Annotated in this window: 18 protein-coding genes; 14 read left to right on the top strand and 4 right to left on the bottom strand. The window is 47.6% G+C overall.

The features are described 5' to 3' along the window. Window positions 1–232 precede the first annotated feature (232 nt). The 3 genes from EV294_RS10375 (at window position 233) to EV294_RS10365 (ending at window position 3,208) form a co-directional block, all read left to right on the top strand. On the top strand, window positions 233–1,219 hold the full coding sequence (locus tag EV294_RS10375; RefSeq protein ID WP_132306455.1) for an SDR family NAD(P)-dependent oxidoreductase: 987 nt from the start codon (window positions 233–235) through the stop codon (window positions 1,217–1,219). Window positions 1,220–1,709: 490 nt separating this feature from the next. Further along, window positions 1,710–2,432 (top strand): cysteate racemase, encoded by a 723-nt coding sequence (gene cuyB / locus EV294_RS10370; RefSeq protein WP_132306453.1) that lies wholly within the window; start codon window positions 1,710–1,712, stop codon window positions 2,430–2,432. A gap of 74 nt (window positions 2,433–2,506) precedes the next feature. Beyond that, complete coding sequence (locus EV294_RS10365; RefSeq protein WP_132306451.1) at window positions 2,507–3,208, top strand: response regulator transcription factor; 702 nt, start codon at window positions 2,507–2,509, stop codon at window positions 3,206–3,208. Between the two features lie 475 nt (window positions 3,209–3,683). Here the strand turns inward: EV294_RS10365 and cuyB (EV294_RS10360) are convergent, their stop codons facing one another. Next, window positions 3,684–4,430 (bottom strand): cysteate racemase, encoded by a 747-nt coding sequence (cuyB, locus tag EV294_RS10360; RefSeq protein ID WP_243711612.1) that lies wholly within the window; start codon window positions 4,428–4,430, stop codon window positions 3,684–3,686. Between the two features lie 168 nt (window positions 4,431–4,598). Between cuyB (EV294_RS10360) and EV294_RS10355 the strand changes: the two genes are divergently transcribed. The 8 genes from EV294_RS10355 to EV294_RS10320 all read left to right on the top strand — a co-directional run bounded on the left by EV294_RS10355 (window position 4,599) and on the right by EV294_RS10320 (window position 12,202). After that, complete coding sequence (locus EV294_RS10355; RefSeq protein WP_132306447.1) at window positions 4,599–5,522, top strand: transglutaminase domain-containing protein; 924 nt, start codon at window positions 4,599–4,601, stop codon at window positions 5,520–5,522. A 33-nt stretch (window positions 5,523–5,555) separates the two neighbouring features. After that, window positions 5,556–7,058, top strand: coding sequence for an amino acid adenylation domain-containing protein (locus EV294_RS10350; RefSeq protein WP_243711611.1), 1,503 nt, complete (start codon window positions 5,556–5,558; stop codon window positions 7,056–7,058). A 4-nt stretch (window positions 7,059–7,062) separates the two neighbouring features. Next, window positions 7,063–7,293, top strand: a complete 231-nt coding sequence (locus tag EV294_RS10345) for a phosphopantetheine-binding protein (RefSeq protein WP_132306443.1) — start codon at window positions 7,063–7,065, stop codon at window positions 7,291–7,293. A 9-nt stretch (window positions 7,294–7,302) separates the two neighbouring features. Further along, window positions 7,303–8,895: an MBOAT family O-acyltransferase gene (locus EV294_RS10340; RefSeq protein ID WP_132306441.1), complete on the top strand. Its 1,593-nt coding sequence runs from the start codon at window positions 7,303–7,305 to the stop codon at window positions 8,893–8,895. Between the two features lie 24 nt (window positions 8,896–8,919). Then, on the top strand, window positions 8,920–9,990 hold the full coding sequence (locus EV294_RS10335) for an SGNH/GDSL hydrolase family protein (RefSeq protein WP_132306439.1): 1,071 nt from the start codon (window positions 8,920–8,922) through the stop codon (window positions 9,988–9,990). A gap of 26 nt (window positions 9,991–10,016) precedes the next feature. After that, complete coding sequence (locus EV294_RS10330; RefSeq protein ID WP_132306437.1) at window positions 10,017–10,583, top strand: hypothetical protein; 567 nt, start codon at window positions 10,017–10,019, stop codon at window positions 10,581–10,583. A 258-nt stretch (window positions 10,584–10,841) separates the two neighbouring features. Continuing rightward, complete coding sequence (locus tag EV294_RS10325; protein ID WP_132306435.1) at window positions 10,842–11,390, top strand: 1,2-dihydroxy-3-keto-5-methylthiopentene dioxygenase; 549 nt, start codon at window positions 10,842–10,844, stop codon at window positions 11,388–11,390. A gap of 89 nt (window positions 11,391–11,479) precedes the next feature. Further along, on the top strand, window positions 11,480–12,202 hold the full coding sequence (locus EV294_RS10320) for an alpha/beta fold hydrolase (protein WP_132306433.1): 723 nt from the start codon (window positions 11,480–11,482) through the stop codon (window positions 12,200–12,202). 92 nt (window positions 12,203–12,294) lie between these two features. On the opposite strand, the gene EV294_RS10315 is transcribed toward EV294_RS10320, so the two are convergent. The 3 genes from EV294_RS10315 to EV294_RS10305 all read right to left on the bottom strand — a co-directional run bounded on the left by EV294_RS10315 (window position 12,295) and on the right by EV294_RS10305 (window position 14,695). Continuing rightward, a complete protein-coding gene (locus EV294_RS10315) occupies window positions 12,295–13,251 on the bottom strand; it encodes an SDR family NAD(P)-dependent oxidoreductase (RefSeq protein ID WP_132306431.1) in 957 nt (318 codons plus the stop codon). Continuing rightward, on the bottom strand, window positions 13,251–13,610 hold the full coding sequence (locus EV294_RS10310; RefSeq protein ID WP_132306429.1) for a MerR family transcriptional regulator: 360 nt from the start codon (window positions 13,608–13,610) through the stop codon (window positions 13,251–13,253). Before EV294_RS10310 ends, EV294_RS10315 begins: the two co-directional genes overlap by 1 nt. A gap of 194 nt (window positions 13,611–13,804) precedes the next feature. After that, entirely contained in the window at window positions 13,805–14,695 is an 891-nt protein-coding gene (locus tag EV294_RS10305) for a LysR family transcriptional regulator (RefSeq protein ID WP_132306427.1), read from the bottom strand. Between the two features lie 123 nt (window positions 14,696–14,818). Here EV294_RS10305 and EV294_RS10300 point away from each other — a divergent pair, with 123 nt between their 5' ends. The 3 genes from EV294_RS10300 to EV294_RS10290 all read left to right on the top strand — a co-directional run bounded on the left by EV294_RS10300 (window position 14,819) and on the right by EV294_RS10290 (window position 17,316). After that, window positions 14,819–15,745 (top strand): DMT family transporter, encoded by a 927-nt coding sequence (locus tag EV294_RS10300; protein ID WP_132306425.1) that lies wholly within the window; start codon window positions 14,819–14,821, stop codon window positions 15,743–15,745. Between the two features lie 149 nt (window positions 15,746–15,894). Beyond that, the gene (locus tag EV294_RS10295) at window positions 15,895–16,185 is read left to right on the top strand and encodes a DUF3817 domain-containing protein (protein ID WP_132306423.1); all 291 of its coding nucleotides are present in this window, start codon (window positions 15,895–15,897) and stop codon (window positions 16,183–16,185) included. 198 nt (window positions 16,186–16,383) lie between these two features. After that, window positions 16,384–17,316, top strand: a complete 933-nt coding sequence (locus EV294_RS10290) for an ABC transporter ATP-binding protein (protein WP_132306421.1) — start codon at window positions 16,384–16,386, stop codon at window positions 17,314–17,316. Window position 17,317: the final 1 nt, after the last annotated feature.

Here is a 17,317-nt window from a genome sequence, read left to right as displayed (position 1 = left end):
ATGATTACATGCATGACCAATTGTCCTAGTATTATGAGTCCATGTCTGTTTCCTTATTCGAAATTCAAGCCCATAAAAAGCGGTAATAAATGATTAAGACAGTGCAGGCACTTTAGATTTATAAAGCATATTTAAAAAAAGTGCCTCCTTATGAAATAAATCAATACCTGTTATAGTTGTCCTCGAGGTACGACATAGCCCGTCACTTTAAACAAGCATGGAGGTTACACCTATGACAATTCAAAACGACTTTGGCCTTCAAACCCCCATAGCATCCGGGTTTGGTCCAAGAACGACTGCACAGACGATAATTGGGGAACAGGACCTTCGCGGAAAAATGGCTATCGTGACAGGTGGTTATTCCGGACTCGGACTCGAAGCCGTCAAAGCCCTTGCTTCTGCCGGGGCACGGGTTATTGTTCCCGCTCGCGCGTTGGAAAAAGCACAAACAGCACTTGAGGGAGTGTCCGGTGTGGAACTCGAACGTTTAGATCTTATGGATCCAGCCTCGATTGATGCGTTTGCAACGCGTTTTCTTGCTTCTGGCAGGCCTTTACACATTCTTCTTAATGCCGGGGGAATAATGGCAGCTCCGCTTGTTCGTGATTCCCGGGGGTTTGAGTCTCAGCTTGCAACCAATCATTTGGGACATTTTCAACTGGCGTTAAGGTTATGGCCGGCGCTTGAGAAGGCAAAAGGCGCAAGAATTGTTTCAGTCTCATCGCGTGCCTTACAACTCAGCGCTTTTGATTTTGTGGATCCGAATTTTAACTCGGGCGAATATGACAAATGGCTTGCTTACGCCAGATCCAAAACAGCCAACGCTTTGTTTGCCGTTGCAATGGACAAGCGCGGAAAGCCTCACGGAGTGCGAGCATTTTCGGTTCATCCAGGCACGATCGCCACAGATTTGGCCCGTCATTTAACGGATGACGAATTGCGTGCAATGGGCGCTTTAAACGAACAAGGTGAGCGTGTTTTTACCGAGTATAACGATGAAATCAAAACGATTGAAGAAGGGGCGGCCACTTTGATTTGGTGCGCCGTTCATCCTCAGCTGGACGGAAAGGGCGGGGTCTATTGCGAAAACGGAGATATTGCAGGCATGACGGACACGCCTTACACTCCCGGCGTATTTGAGTGGGCGGTTGATCCCAAAGAAGCGGAAAGACTATGGAAATTAAGTGAGCAATTAATTGGCATAAAATTTGAAAACTAAGGCCATCGTATATATTTCATATTTCAAAATATAAGAAACAGCCTGCTGAATGCTCAGCAGGCTGTTTCTATGATCATTGCGGGAATGATTCGCTTCGCTTATTCACTAGACAAATATCTGGTTGATTTTGGAATAGAGATCTTATGCGTTGCTAGGAGCATGGCTTTACTTTTATAAAGCATATATAAAAAAACAGCCTTCTTACGGATGGGGATAATAGCTGTTATAGTTGGCCCGTAACGTTTTATTCCCTCTAATGACGCTGCACGTGATGGAGCTAAGAATAAATTCGAAGTATTCGGATTCATTCATCCATTAATTAAAATGTTACAAAGAAGTTACATCTTGTATGTATTTTTGAGATATGTTTTTTGCATGATTAGTTTAGTGCTATTAACTGAACCAAAGTTTACAAGGTGATATGGATAATACATTACGGAATAGCCAGTGGTTCGAATTTTTAATATGCAGGCTAAGTAGGTGAACGAAGATGGAACATGGGAGCTTAGGTATTATTGGAGGAATGGGTCCCAAAGCGACCTCGGTTTTTTTTGAAAAAATAATAAATAAAACGAATGCGGATCTGGATCAGAACCACATTAATATCATTATTCTTAATCATACAAGTCTTCCTGACCGGACCGATGTTCTTCGAAAGAAGGAAGGGGATCTATTTTTAAATAAAATATCTAAAGACATGGCTCTCCTTCATAATGCCGGTGTGTCCAATATTGCAATACCCTGCAACACCGCACATTGCTTTTATGATGAGATGCAGGAAATGACCCCCATTCCCATTATAAACATGGTTAACGAGACACTTAAGCTCGTGACGGATAAGTTTGGATCAGGCAGTAAAATAGGGATTTTAGCGACTGATGGAACCTTGCATAACGGGGTATATAGCAAAGAATGTGAAAATTTGAACCTTAAACTATTCAAGCCGAATGAAGAAATACAGAAACGTATCATGAGTATCATTTATGAGAAACTGAAGAAAAATCAACAGGTTAAGCCAGCAGAAATCGAGGAGATAATAGAGAAGCTACTGAGCGACTTCGGTTGTGACTGCGTCGTAATTGCTTGCACGGAATTATCAAGTATACCATTGCGGCAAAATATTAAAAGATATTGTATTGATGCTATGGATGTACTCGTAGAGCAATCAATTCTTCGTTCAGGTAAAAGAGTTATAACTTCTGATTTTACATAATACATGCATGACGGAAAGATATAACTTCTTCAATGATTTAATGGAGTCAAGAGCTGGTTCAAAAGGGGTTTATTATGATGAAAGTACTTGTTGTAGAAGACGACTTCAGCATTTCTAGTGCCATAACTTATGCGCTTGAGCGAGAAGGCTACACGGTCAGAACCGCTGCTGACGGGGAGGAAGCTCTAGAAAAAGCGGAAGCATTTAAACCCGACGTAATTATTCTTGACATTATGATGCCTAAAATGAACGGATATGAGGTTTTCCGTAAGCTTAATCAGAAAGAACGGCCAGGCGTGCTTTTGCTGACTGTGAAAAACGATATCGTAGACAAGGTGCTTGGCCTGGAATTAGGTGCGGATGATTACATGACCAAACCTTTTGATATCCGGGAGGTGCTGGTCCGAGTAAAGGCATTATACCGTAGGAGAAATTTTGCATATGACAATAGTAATGAGCTTGAGAAAGTAAATATTGAGATGGGTGGTTTATCGATTCAGTTATATAGTCGGACGGTGAGGATGGATGGTCATGAACTAGACTTGACGCTAAAAGAGTTTGACCTTCTCGTTGAGCTTGCATGTAATCCTGATCGGGTATATTCCAGAAAGGTGCTGCTGAAGAAGGTATGGGATATTAATTATGCCGGGGGAACCAGAACGGTAGATATTCATATCCAAAGGCTCCGCAAGAAGCTTGGAAGATGGCAAGGGCTCATTCAAACGATTAACGGAATTGGTTATAAAATTATTCCTGTAACACTAGATAATGAATGATGGGTGCTGAGAACTGTATTAGGACCCCAAAAGTTTCATTTAGAGATGAAATCTAATGTGCGCGGTTTTGCAGGTTATATCAAGGGAAAGGAGAGATCAGGTGGCTAAATTAGATTTCATCCCCGCCATATCATTTCCGACTGGCAGCAAGAGCAAGACAAGGACATTTCTGTCTTCATACAGTACTTGAAAAAATACGATGTAGCTGTTCAATGAGCCGGTTTTCATAAAAACCTTCATTCAAGCACGAGCATTCGTGTAGGAATGAAGGTTTTTCTTTCAATACGGCTTCACCACAGTTTCGTACAATTCCAAGATGATGAGGTGATTCCCATATTTCTAGAATAACAAATCTAACTGGATAGCCTTCGGCAATCTGCCGACCTTATCCGCCTGTTACACCGGAAAGACAGCTGGATGCGTGATCGAGCATTGTCCAAGTTTATTACCAAAGAATTAGGCGTGCGATTCGTCTTCATGATTTCTCTATGAACAGCCGTTCGGAGCACGCTGACTTGATCGTACCGCCGGACAACGTAATGGACCGATGCACGAGCACGTCCAAGGCGTCGATAAAGTAAGGCCGCACGGATTCGCCTAATTCGATGCACGATAATTCCGTGCACGCGAGAACGAGGCCGTCGCATTTTTCCCGCTGGAGCATTTCCGTCATGATACCTTCGAGCACACGAGCATCCGAGTGTCCGGTTTTTTTGATATCTTCATAGATGATGCTCATAATGCTTTGTTGCATGCCCGGGCTCGGGATAACCGGCTCAAGGCCGTATTGCCGCAGGACATTCGAATAGATATCGGTTTGAAGGGTGGCGTCGGTCGCGAGAATGCCGATTTTACGATTCGCTTTATGCTTCGCGAGCAGTTCCTCGACCGTTTCTTTTACCATGTTGACGATCGGAATAGCCGTCATGCCTTGAATGTCGTCGAAGAAACGGTGCGCCGTATTGCAAGGCATCACGATGTTAGACACTTTCGCATGCTCAAGCAGCGCGATGTCCGCTTGGATGAGCCGCAGGAATTGCCGATCTTTCCGTTCAAGGATCGAGCTCGTTCGGTCCGGCAATGACGCATGATTCAGAATAATCATGTCGATATGGTCTTGATCCGCGTCCGCTTCGGTGAATTCAATAACTCTGTCGTAGAAGACGGATGTCGCCTTCGGTCCCATCCCGCCTATTACGCCTAATTGAGGTCGTTTCATCATCTCTACCTTATTTTGTATTATCATCTTTTTCGTAAAATTTCGACTGAAATGCTATTAAAGCTTTTCAATGAAATGAAAATTCTTGAATTCCGTAATCCGGTTTTGGCTATAGTATATTGAAATGAATTGAAATTATTCGTAAAGATTCGACAGGAATGGAGTTGCCGCATGCGCACAAGACGAACTAGACGCACTAGACGAAGCAAGGTCATCTTAGGAGTTGCCTTCGTTCTTATTGCCGCGTTGGTTATTTGGACTTCGATGGACAGCATATCGGCGGATAACAAGCCCTCAGCCACGCCGACTGCCACACCGGCCGCAGCGTCTGCTGCCACGCCGGACACCAAGGCTGATACGGAGCCGCCCGCAATCACGGGAGTCCAAAATTTAACCGTTTTTATCGGAGACCGCGTTTCTTACAAGACCGGCGTAACCGTTAAGGATAATCACGATACGAACGTCGCTTTGGCCGTAGATACGAGCGGCGTCAACCTAAAGAAAGCCGGCGTTTACAACATTACGTATAGGGCCCAGGACGCCGCAGGCAATGCTGCCCAAGCGGAAGCTACCGTAACGGTCAAGGTAAAGCCTGCGAGCCCCCTCAACGAAGAAGAATTGAATAAACTGGCGGATACCGTACTCGCCAAGATCTTGACGGAAAACATGACGGAAGTCGACAAATTATGGGCAATCTTCAAATGGACCAAGTACAACATCGGCTATGTCGACAGTTCCAGCCACACCGATTGGCGAAAAGGCGCCCTTCAAGGGTTTAAACAAGGTACGGGTGACTGCTTCGTGTATTACGCCACTGCAAAGATACTGTTGGAGAGAAGCGGCTTCGAAACGCAAACCGTGATTCGGGACAAGGGCAGAAAAACGAAACATTTCTGGAGCTTAGTCAAAGTCGATGGCGCCTGGTATCACTTCGATACCACTCCCACGATCAAAAAGAATACGACTTTCCTGCTTACGGACGCAGAACTGGCATTATTCAATAAGCAATTTAAGAACTACTACCTATTCGATAAGACTAAACATCCGGCAACGCCGACCAAACCGCTCAAAGAAAGAAGCAAGTATCTAAAATAAGAAAGGCAAGGTTTGCCTATGCAGTTCAATGTCATGGAGTATTTAGAGCATACGGTACGAAGAGTGCCGGACAAAACAGCTTACGCGAACGAAGAATTCGGCCTTACGTTCCAAGCAGTGTACGGGCAGTCCAGAGCGATCGGCACGTTTCTGAACAAGCACAATTTGCAAAAGCAACCGATCGTCGTATTTATGAACAGGAGTCCGAAAGCGATCGCGGCTTATTACGGCGTTATCTACAGCGGCAATTTCTACGTACCGCTAGACGACGAGATGCCACGCACCCGCATCGAGACGATCGTTAGGAAGATAAATCCCGGCGCGATCATCTGCGACGAGTCGACGAAGGAAAGCGCCGATGCCATCGACTTTCAAGGGAATGTGCATCTGTTCGACGACCTGATTCAAGGTCCTGTCGACGACGAGGCATTAACCCGAATACGTCTTTCCGCCTTGGATACGGATCCTGTGTACGTCGTCTTCACGTCCGGCTCAACGGGCGTTCCGAAGGGCGTCATCGCCAACCATAGATCGGTTATCGATTATATCGAAAACTTATCCGACGTGCTTTCGCTGAGCGAAGACACGATATTCGGGAATCAGACGCCGCTGTATCTCGATGCTTGCTTTAAAGAGCTATTCCCGACCCTGAAGTTCGGAGCGACGACGTATATCATCCCGAAAAGCCTGTTTATGTTCCCGCTCAAATTGGTGGAGTTCCTGAACGAGTATCGCATAAACACCGTATGCTGGGTCGTATCGGCGTTAACGATGATCTCTTCCTTCAAAGTGCTGGACAAGCTGGTTCCGCAATTTCTGCATACCGTCGCGTTCGGCAGCGAAGCATTCCCGGTGAAACAATTCAATCTGTGGAGAAGCGCGTTGCCTAACGCGAAATTCGTTAACTTATACGGCCCTACCGAAGCGACAGGCATGTCTTGTTACTACAAGGTGGAACGGGCGTTCGAGGAACACGAGATTTTACCGATCGGCAGGCCGTTTCGGAATACCGAAATCCTCTTGCTTGGTGCAGGCGATCGCGAAGCCGCTCCCGGGGAAACCGGAGAAATTTGCATTCGAGGCACTTGCCTGACGCTGGGTTATTATGGGGATTTCGCTAAGACGAACGAAGTTTTCGTACAAAATCCGTTAAACGCTCTATATCCCGAACTGATCTACCGGACGGGGGATTTGGGCAAATACAACGAGCGCGGCGAGCTGATGTTCGTCTCGCGCAAAGATTACCAGATCAAGCATATGGGGTATCGCATCGAGCTCGGAGAAATCGAGGCGAACGTCAGTCGGCTGGAAGGCGTCAGGAGCGCTTGCTGCGTTTACGACAAAACCACGGAGAAGATCGTCTTATTCTTCGTAGGCGAAACGGACGCCAGATCGATCGTCAAAGAACTGAAGCTGCAGCTGCCGAAGTATATGATTCCCAATCGGATTGAGCCATTAGACGCAATGCCGCTCACGACGAACGGAAAAATCGATCGCGTTTACCTCAAAGAAGCTTGCATGAAGAAGGGGAGTTAAGCACATGGATGAATTATTGAAAATATTGGAAGATATGCACCCTGACGTCGATTTTCGTCAATGCGATACGCTAATCAAGGATAAAGTGTTGGATTCTTTCGACATCGTCACGCTGCTTGCGGAAATCGACGGCGAATTCGGCGTGACGATTCCCGTGGAGGAAATCACGCCCGATAACTTCAATTCCGCTCAGGCGCTGTACGCGTTAATCATCAGACTATCCGACGATTTATAGGGGGAGATCATGCTTTTCACCTCATACGGTTTCATTCTCTTTCTCGTTGTCTTGTTCGTCTTCTATTACCTCATTCCGAGAAAATACCAGTGGGTATTGCTTCTCATCGCGAGCTATTTGTTCTATGCGTTATCCGGGCTTCAATTTCTTGCTTATATCGCGGCGACGACGGTTTGCGTTTATTATGCCGGACGCCGAATCGGCGACTTGGTGCAGACCGAATCCGCGTATTTGCGGGAATATAAGCAAGAATTAACCAAGCCCGAGATCAATGAATATAAATCCAAGATGAAAGGAAGAAAACGGATCCCGATGCTGCTGGCCTTGTTCGTGGCCTTAGGCATTCTTGCTTTCGTCAAATATACCGATTTCGCGATCGCGAACATCAATCTCATCGCCCGGGCTTTCGGAAGCGAAGGCGGCATTTCCTTCTGGACAATCGCCGTTCCGCTCGGCATTTCCTTCTATACGTTCAAGAGCGCGGCTTACCTGATCGATATTTACAGGGGGAAATTTCCGCCGGAGCGCAATCTGTTCAAGTTCGCGCTGTTCGTTTCCTTTTTCCCCGAAGTCATACAAGGACCGATTAGCCGATTCGATCAATTGGGCAAGACGTTGTACGGCCCGCACGACTTCGACGGCCGCAACGTAAAGTTCGGCTTGCAGCGAATCGCATGGGGATTTTTCAAAAAGCTGGTCATCGCCGATCAACTCACGGTGGGCGTTCGGACGATTTTCGACGATCCCGATCACTATAACGGTGCGTTCGTGCTGGTTGGCATGTTGTTATACGCGTATCAGCTGTTGGCCGACTTTTCAGGCGGTATCGATATTACGATCGGGATTGCCCAGGTGCTCGGCGTCAAGGTTCAGGAAAATTTCCTGAGACCGTATTTCGCCAAGTCGATCACGGATTACTGGCGCAGATGGCATATTTCGATGGGCGCTTGGTTCCGGGATTACGTCTTCTTCCCGATGTCCGTCTCGAAGCCGATGCTTGCCCTGTCGAAGTTCTCCCGCCGGCGGTTCGGCAACGCGATCGGCAAACGCGCTCCCGTGTATCTAGCGACTTTAACGACCTGGTTCGCCACCGGCATTTGGCACGGTTCCAGCTGGAACTTCATCGCATGGGGACTGGCGAACGGTATCATCATTCTTATCTCGCAAGAACTGGAACCGTTCTACGATTGGTTCCATGGAAAGTTTAATGTGAAGCATACGTTCGGATTCCGCTCTTTCCAAGTCGTGCGGACGCTGCTGCTGATGAGCTCGATCCGGCTGTTCGACTGTTACATGGACGTGCCGCTGACGTTCAAGATGTTCGGGTCCATGTTCACGACCTTCAATTATCGAGTCTTATTCGACGGTTCGCTGCTTCATCTGGGCATCTCTTTTAGTCACTATGTCTTAATCCTGTTGAGCCTAGCGGTTGTCGGAATCGTCAGCTTGCTTCAAAGAAGCGGGAGCGTGAGGGAGAAGATAGAGGCGCAGCCGATTGGCGTAAGGTATTCGCTTTACGGCATGCTGATCCTCTCGATTCTGGTCTTCGGGGCTTACGGCGTCGGTTATGACGCGAAGCAATTTATCTATAATCAGTTCTGATTTCAAAGGAGGGATGAGGGGACATTGGTACGGAAGAAGCTTATAATCGGAGCCGTCGCGATCGTTCTGCTGCTCGGCTCGTTGTATGTGCTGCAACGCCTGCTTATGCCCAAATACGTATCCGGCATCGTCGAGGGTTCGCTTATCGGCGAATATTACAAAGAGAAACGCAAGGATTTCGACGTTATATTCCTCGGGGACTGCGAAGTGTACGAGAATTTCTCGCCGGTAACGCTGTGGGAGAAATACGGGATTACGAGCTATATCCGCGGCAGCGCGCAACAGTTGATCTGGCAGTCGTACTATTTGCTGGAAGAGACGCTGAAATACGAGAAGCCGAAAGTCGTCGTCTTTAACGTTCTCGCCATGCAGTACAACGAACCGCAAAAAGAAGAATATAACCGCATGACGCTCGATGGGATGCAACTCTCGGCAACCAAGCTGAAGAGCATTCAAGCGTCCATGATGAACAGCGAGCATCTCGTCGATTACCTAGCGCCCTTATTGCGTTTTCATTCCAGATGGGATCAATTAAGCAAAGACGACTTCACGAATTTGTTCGGCAAGGAGAAGTTATTCCACAATGGGTATTATATGAGAGTAGACGTGAAGCCGGCGGGAAGAGTTCCGAGAGCTCCGAGGCTTCCCGATTACCGATTCGGTTCCAACGCCTATAGCTACTTGGATCGATTGACGGAATTGTGCAAAGAAAATGGTATCCAACTCGTATTGGTCAAAGCGCCGACGATCTACCCGCATTGGCACGACGAGTGGGATACCCAGATGGAGCAGTACGCTGCGGCCCACGATTTAACCTACATCAATTTTCTGAAGCACATGGACGATGCCGGAATCGACCTGCAGACGGATACCTATGACGCGGGCCTGCATCTGAACGTATACGGAGCGGAAAAGCTAGCTGCGTACTTCGGAGCATTCCTGGCGGATACTTACCGTCTGCAAGATCATCGTACTGACAAGACGTGGAGCGGGATCTGGCAAAAGAAAATCGACTTTTACGATCGGATGAAGCAGGATCAATTGGACGAGCTCGCCAAATACGGATACCTGAAACGCTATAAAGTCGAAACGTGATAAGAATGGATGAAGGAGTGTTTACGTTGAAAAAAGCAAGTATAGGGCTGATCGCCCTCCTAATGGTACTATCCGGTTGCGGGAACAAAATGACGGAGGAGGGATCCGCGTCGCCTAGCGCGTTGACGCAGACGGAAGGAGCCGCTGCTTCGCCAGCTTCGACCCAGGCTTCCGGGACGCCTGAACAAGCAAGCAGCGAAGGCTACGTGTTTGAGGCGAATGGAATCCCGATTCCGATGCATGCCGAAGCGGCGCCGATCTTGAAGCAACTGGGAAAACCGCAAAGTTATTTCGAATCGCAAGCCTGCGCTTTCCCGGGACTCAATAAAATTTACCAATACAGCAGCTTCGACGTGTATGCCTACGAGAAGGACGGGGTCGATTATATCGCGTCCGTCATTCTGTTCGACGATACGGTGGCCACCAAGGAAGGCGTCACCTTGTTCAACAAGAAAAGCGACGTGATCAAAGCCTATGGCGACAAGTTCACCAACAACTTGAATTTGTACGTCTATGACCAAGGCAAGTCCCAATTACGGTTCGTCATCGAGAACGATCAAGTGACCTCGATCGAGTATTTGGCCAAGATTTGATCGGAATCGTAAGCATGAGTATAGACGCCATCGGGGCCGGAGTACTTCCCTCGATGGCGCCTTACTATGTAACGTGACTTTAATTTTCTAAAGTATATTTAAAAAAATAGCCTCCTTATGAAAAAAATAAAGAACTGCTATAGTGGACTCCGAGGCAGTTGAAGCACTTGAAGAGGATGTTGCAAATGAGTCAAGCACGTCCAGAAAGCATTCGCCTTATGCAGTACCAGAAATCTGTAGAAGAAGGAAGGAATACTTATGGCACAAATTCGAATTCGCAATACGGACGAGCGCATTGAAGCTGAAGATCAAGTGCTTGACTTTCTAGACAAGCAGGAAATCTTGTATGAGCATTGGGATTCTGCTAAACTCCCGGAAGAGCTTAAGGAGAAATTCTTACTGAACGACGAAGAGAAGCAGCAAATTCTCGCGATCTACGATTCCGAGATTAAAGATCTGGCAGCTCGACGCGGCTACAGGATCTGGGACGTTATTACCTTGTCCGAGGCCACGCCAAACTTGGAGGAGCTGCTGCAAAAATTCGAAGCAGTACACACGCATTCCGAAGATGAAATCCGGGCCATTACGGCGGGTAAAGGAATTTTTATCATTAAAGGCACGGATGATATCGGCTATTTTGACGTTGAACTCGAGGCTGGCGACGTCATCTCCGTTCCGGAGTCGAAGCCCCATTTCTTTACGCTGATGGACAACCGAAAAATTGTAGCAGTTCGCCTCTTCATCGAGACGGAAGGATGGGTAGCTTCTCCTTACAACGATCCCGAGTTTGTGAAAGACATCGGCTAATTACAGTACATCGTTGAACATGACATAAAGCTAAACAACCAACGCTCATTAGGGTAATGATTTAATACATGCATATTGGAGTGATGATGATGAGTACGTTCGTGCTAGTACATGGATCGTGGCATGGAGCCTGGTGCTGGGAGAAAATAATTCCCGGATTAGAAGAAGCGGGGCACCGGGTAATCGCTTTGGACCTGCCTGGGCATGGTCAAGATCATACGCCCGTATCACAGGTGAATTTAAAAAGTTATACGGACAAATTAAGCGCTATTCTGGAAAAGGAGTCAGGGAAGGTCATTTTGGTAGGTCACAGTATGGCGGGGCTTGTCATCAGCCAGACAGCCGAGTACCTGCCTGAAAAAATTGAGAAGCTTGTTTATTTATGCGCTTATCTTCCAAAAAATAATCAGACGTTGATTCAGATTGCTCAAAACGAGAAAAAAGAAAAAAAATCTCCTTCTATTGTTATCATAAGCGAGGATGAAACGTGCATGAATCTAAGGGACGAACGGATAAAGGATTCATTTTACGGCGATTGCGTGGAAGATGACATAATTAAAGCAAAGGAAAAACTTTGTCTAGAGCCGCTGGCCCCATTTTTTACACCCGTGCAGCTCACGGACGCTAGATTCGGAAGGATTCCTCGCGTTTATATAGAAACTTTGAGAGATAAAGCTATTTCCATTGCTTTACAAAGAGATATGTATAACGAGTATCCGAATAATCGGATTATTACATTGGATTCAGACCACTCGCCATTTTTTTCACATCCAGACGAGTTAACCTCTCATTTCATTCAGTTAACATTTTAAACGATTATTATACAAAAAGCCCCTAGCTGGGGCTTTTTGTGTGCAAAATTTAAAACAATACATAGGACCGCTTGTTTTTATTTTCGGGAATATTAGTTAAACAATCGCGGAGTTTCCTCCCATAATCGGAGTGCAATTGCTTTATCGATCGCCCATGCTTTAACACCCACGGTCATACCATCGTCCGTATGGAGAGGCGCAATATCGCAATTCTCGCAATAGACACCTCCATGTCCGTCTAATTGAGGGCTGACCGCACACCATACGATGGTTGCCGCCCCTTCGGAAATCGTTTTTCTCTCGTTGTCGTATTGTTCGTAGCCGCGTTCACCGTTTGCTTTGATCGCCCCAAACGCCGTAAGCTCTTCCTCCGACAGCGCATCGGAGAGACCGGTCACGATGCTGCCCGGATGAACGGTAAAAGCGCGGATATTATCTTCTTTGAAAAGCTCGTCTACCGCTACGCTGAGCAAGGCAGCGGCCGTCTTCGCTTGACCGTAAGCGATCCATTTGTCGTATGACGAATGATTAAAGTTAGGATCCTCGAAGTTAAAGGCCGAATACCAATGGGCTCGGGAGGATAAGGTGACAACCCTGGCCCCGTTCGCCTTCTTCAGCTGAGGCAGAAGATGATGGATTAAATGATAATGCCCCAAATAATTGGCCGAGATTTGCATTTCATTCCCCCGTTCATCCCTGGAGAGCGGAATAGCCATTATTCCGGCGCTGTTAATCAGGATGTCCAGCTTGTCGTACCGCGACTGGAACCATCTGCCGAAGGCTTCAACCGTTTCCCGTTTGCTCAGATCCATCTCTTCCGGATACAATTCCACGTTGGATAGGCCGGTGAGAGCTTGGCTTGCTTTGTTGACGTTTCTGGCAGGCACGACCACCTTGGCGCCCGCCGCCGCGAGCGTTCTGGCCGATTCCAAGCCTAGACCGGCGGAACCTCCGGTAACGATGATGATTTTACCCGTCAAATCAGCGTCTTTCACGATATGGTTAGCCGTTGTTCTAGCCGAATAACCGGATGGAATAGGTTGTTGCATTAAATACCGCCACCTCGAAGTTTACTGAAGTGAGTCACCTTGTATTGCACCTTCTCCAGGATCCTTTGGCGTTTCTCAAGCTCAAGCTCCATCTTGACGGCGTGCTCCCGCAGAATCTCGTGGCACCGCGTATAGTCCTTGGCCCGATAAGCGTCAACATAGCTTTTGATCTGCTCCAAGGACATATCCGTGTCCTTCAAATTGACGATAAATTGCAGATAATCAATCGTCAATTGATCGTAGATTTTATATCCCCGGGCATTTTTTGCCGGCTCTTCAATTAATCCCAATTGCTCGTAATACCGAATGGTTGGAATCGGCAGGCCAATCAGCTTGGATACCTCTGAAATTTGATACAAGTGATTCTCACCTCGCGAAATCAAGGTTACAACGTAAAGTTGACTTGATGTCAACAGCGGATGCGATTAAATTTATTTCTCTTCAAGTTTGCCCGAATCTTTCGTAAAGATTGCAAAATATCTCACTTGCTCGAGCTCCCGACCGTCGGACGATAGGAGCATAGCAAGAGATAAAAGGCTTGAACCCGGACGATTCATGCCTTTTTAGGTTCCGCTGCAAAAGGGAAAAGCTTCTGTGCCGCCTCCATAAAAGCTTTTACCGCGATGGTGCAGTCCTCCAGTGGGCCCGAAGCGATGTGAATATCGCGGTAAGCCGCCGGAGAGATCTGCTTCAAGACGATTCCGGGGGGAAGATCCAGAAGGGACAGCTCGGACATGACGGCTACTCCTTCACCCGCCAGAATCATCTGAAGCGCGGTTCTGTAGTTGTAGAGAATGTATTTAATGGTTGGCGATTCTCCGGCGCTTTCAAACCACTTCAAGACCGGGGGCTCATAGCCGGCTTTGCAGATGAGCATGGGCTCATTCCGCAAATCTTCCGGGCTAATGATCTCCCTTTCGTTCAGCGGATGATCTTCGCGCATAACCGCATAAATTCCCTCGCGGTAAAGCGGATAAGAAAAAGCCGTTTTGTCGGAGGGGATAAGAAGGCCGACGTCAATTTCGCGATTATCCAGCCATTCCTGCACATCGGCGATCGTGCCTTCAACGATGCTGAATTCCAGGTTGGGATATTGCTGCTTCATATGACGGATCAGTTGGGGCACGAAATAAGTAGCGGCAACCGGGAATGCTCCGATACGGACGCTGCCGGTCTCCATTCCTTTTTCGCTCGCGATTTCCTGGTCGATCTTATCGTACCCCTGAAGAATTTCCCTGAACGTCCGGACAATCCGCTCCCCCACGGGAGTGAGGGCAACTCCTTGACGCCGGTCCCTGATCAGCAGCGTAACCCCAAGCTCGCGTTCCAAGGTCGTGACGGCACGGCTGACGGCCGGCTGCGTCATATTCATTTTCTCCCCGGCGGTCGTAAAGCTGCGGGTCTCCGAAATCGCAACAATCAATTGAAGAAGTGATTTGTTCATAACAGATTTGGTATCTCCTTCATTACTTATATTCATTTTATTTATGATCAGGTTTATTGTAACATGATTATAGACCAAGAGAAAGAGAGACCTGGAGTTAACCAGGGAGAGGAGTGTTTGAGCATGAAAACAAAAGCATGGCTTTTTCTAGTATTAGCGAATCTGTTTTGGGCGGGCAATTTGATTTTCGGCAAGTCGGTTACGGCCGATTTTCCGCCGATCTGGGCAGCCTTCTTACGTTGGGCAATTGCGGCTATGGCCTTGATCCCGATGGCTCAGCTTATTGAAAAACCAAACTGGAGGAAGGTGTGGAATGCGAACTGGGGGATCTTGTTATTCCTGTCTCTGGTAGGCGTCGTATTCTACACGCTGCTTACCTATACGGCTTTGCAGCATACCTCGTCAACAAACGGCAGCCTGATTAATAGCTTGACTCCGGCTGTGATGATCGTGTTGTCGCTGCTGTTCCTGAAGGAAAAAATAACGGTGTGGCAAGGATCGGGATTGGTATTATCCTTCCTCGGCGTGCTGACGGTATTAACGAAGGGGCATCTGCTTGGCGCATTCCGCACCACTTATAATGAAGGAGACGGCATTTTGCTGATCGCGGTGTTCTTGTGGGCCATTTACTCCATTATCAGCAAACGCGCGCAGCATCTTCCTCCGATAACGTTTGTGGCCTTTACGGCTTTAATAGGCGTCATTTGCATGATTCCGCTGTTGTTTATCCAGCCGTTGGAAACCGAACATCTTACAGCCCTTGGCGTAACGGGAGTTATTTATCTGGGGCTTTTCCCTTCCATCGGCTCGTTCCTGTTCTGGAACCAAGGCGTCAAACAGCTTGGAGCCGGCAAAGCCAGCATTACGATGAATTTGATGCCGATCTTTACGGCTATCCTCTCCGTACTGACGGGCCAGCAGCTGCTGGTCTCCCAAATCGTTGGCGGAGTTATCGTTATCGCAGGAATGCTGTTATCGGCGAACCTTATCAAACGGTCGGATAGAAAGGGTATCAAACGGGTGAATGAACGACAGACAGGCATCGTGTAAGGAGAAGGCGGTTCTCAAAGTCTTTCGCTTTGGGAGCCGTCTTTTTTCTTTGGTCATCGAATGGACACGAATTTGCGATAAACGAGAGAAACGAAGAGTAGGCGTGATACGTAATAGATTCTATCGAAAAGGAGAAAGGAAGTGTGCGAATGGAGCAATCCGTCCGGACATGGTTTCGCTGGATCAGCTATTTGGAAGCAATCTCGTTTCTAGTCCTATTGGGAATAGCGATGCCTTTGAAATACATGTTCGATAGTCCGGAGGCCGTTGCGGTAACGGGCGGTATTCACGGGTTCTTATTCTCTGTTTATTTGGTAGCGATTGCGGTGATGGCGGTTCTGTTCAAGTGGAAGATTATCCGCATTGCGGGAGCGGTTCTGGCCGCCTTTTTGCCGTTTGGTCCGTTTGTTCTGGAACGAAGATTAAAAGCTAATGCTTAGCATGGCGTGAGAAAAGCCCGGGTTCTTTCCAAGCTTGTCGGAGAGAGTCCGGGCTTTTCGCATTTAGAGGGATGAATTGTTTCTAACAACAAAAACGTATTTAAATGAAATAATAATTTATTGCAAAACGATAAATACCGTGATATTATCAAAACGATTATCGATGCGATATTTATTGTTTGGGAGGCTATTAAATCAATGAGCAGCGAACCTGTTATCCGTCTGCAGAATGTAACAAAGCGGATCGGAAGAAAAAACGTTATCGACGATCTTACGTTTGACGTGCCGGAAGGCGAAATATTCGGTTTCCTTGGACCAAACGGTGCCGGCAAGACAACGACCATCCGCATGATCGTGGGCTTGATGTCGATTACGAAGGGCCAAATTCTGATCAAGGGGAAAAATATAAAGACCGAATTCGAACAGGCCATCCGTCATGTCGGCGCCATCGTGGAAAATCCGGAGATGTACAAGTATTTGAGCGGCTACCGCAACCTTGTCCATTATGCCCGCATGATCCCTGGCGTGACCAAGGAGAGGATCGACGAGGTTGTCTCGCTTGTAAAGCTGGAAAGCCGCATCCATGAAAAGGTCCGAAAGTACTCGCTGGGCATGCGTCAGCGGCTTGGCGTAGCGCAAGCTTTGCTGCATAGACCGGCTTTATTGATTCTGGATGAGCCTACAAACGGTCTCGATCCTGAGGGCATTCGCGAGCTGCGCGATTATTTGCGGCATTTGACACGCACGGAAGGCATTACGGTCGTTGTCTCCAGCCATCTGCTCTCGGAGATGGAGCTGATGTGCGACCGCGTGGCTATCCTGCAGAGAGGCAAGCTGGTTGACGTGAAGCCGATTGATTATTTTACCCAAGGGAACGCTCCGCTCCAAACCTATCAGATTGAAGCGCATCTGCCGGATCAGGCTATGGCTGTTATAAGGCGGGTTTCCGGAGTGCAGGAGCTCTCCGTCACGGAAGAAGGACTTATCGAGTTGACGGTGGAGCGGGAACGCGTACCGGATATTTTGGAAGAGCTTGTCCGGAATCAAATCCGCATTTATGGCGTCAATAAGGTTCGCCGTTCCTTGGAGGATGGTTTCCTGGAATTAACGGGAGGTGGGCAGGCTGTTTAAC

It is taken from the genome of Paenibacillus sp. BK033 (assembly GCF_004345425.1).
Classification (GTDB): Bacteria; Bacillota; Bacilli; order Paenibacillales; family Paenibacillaceae; genus Pristimantibacillus.
Note: the sequence above shows the minus strand (reverse complement) of the source record. Positions and strands in the feature narration are given on the sequence as shown.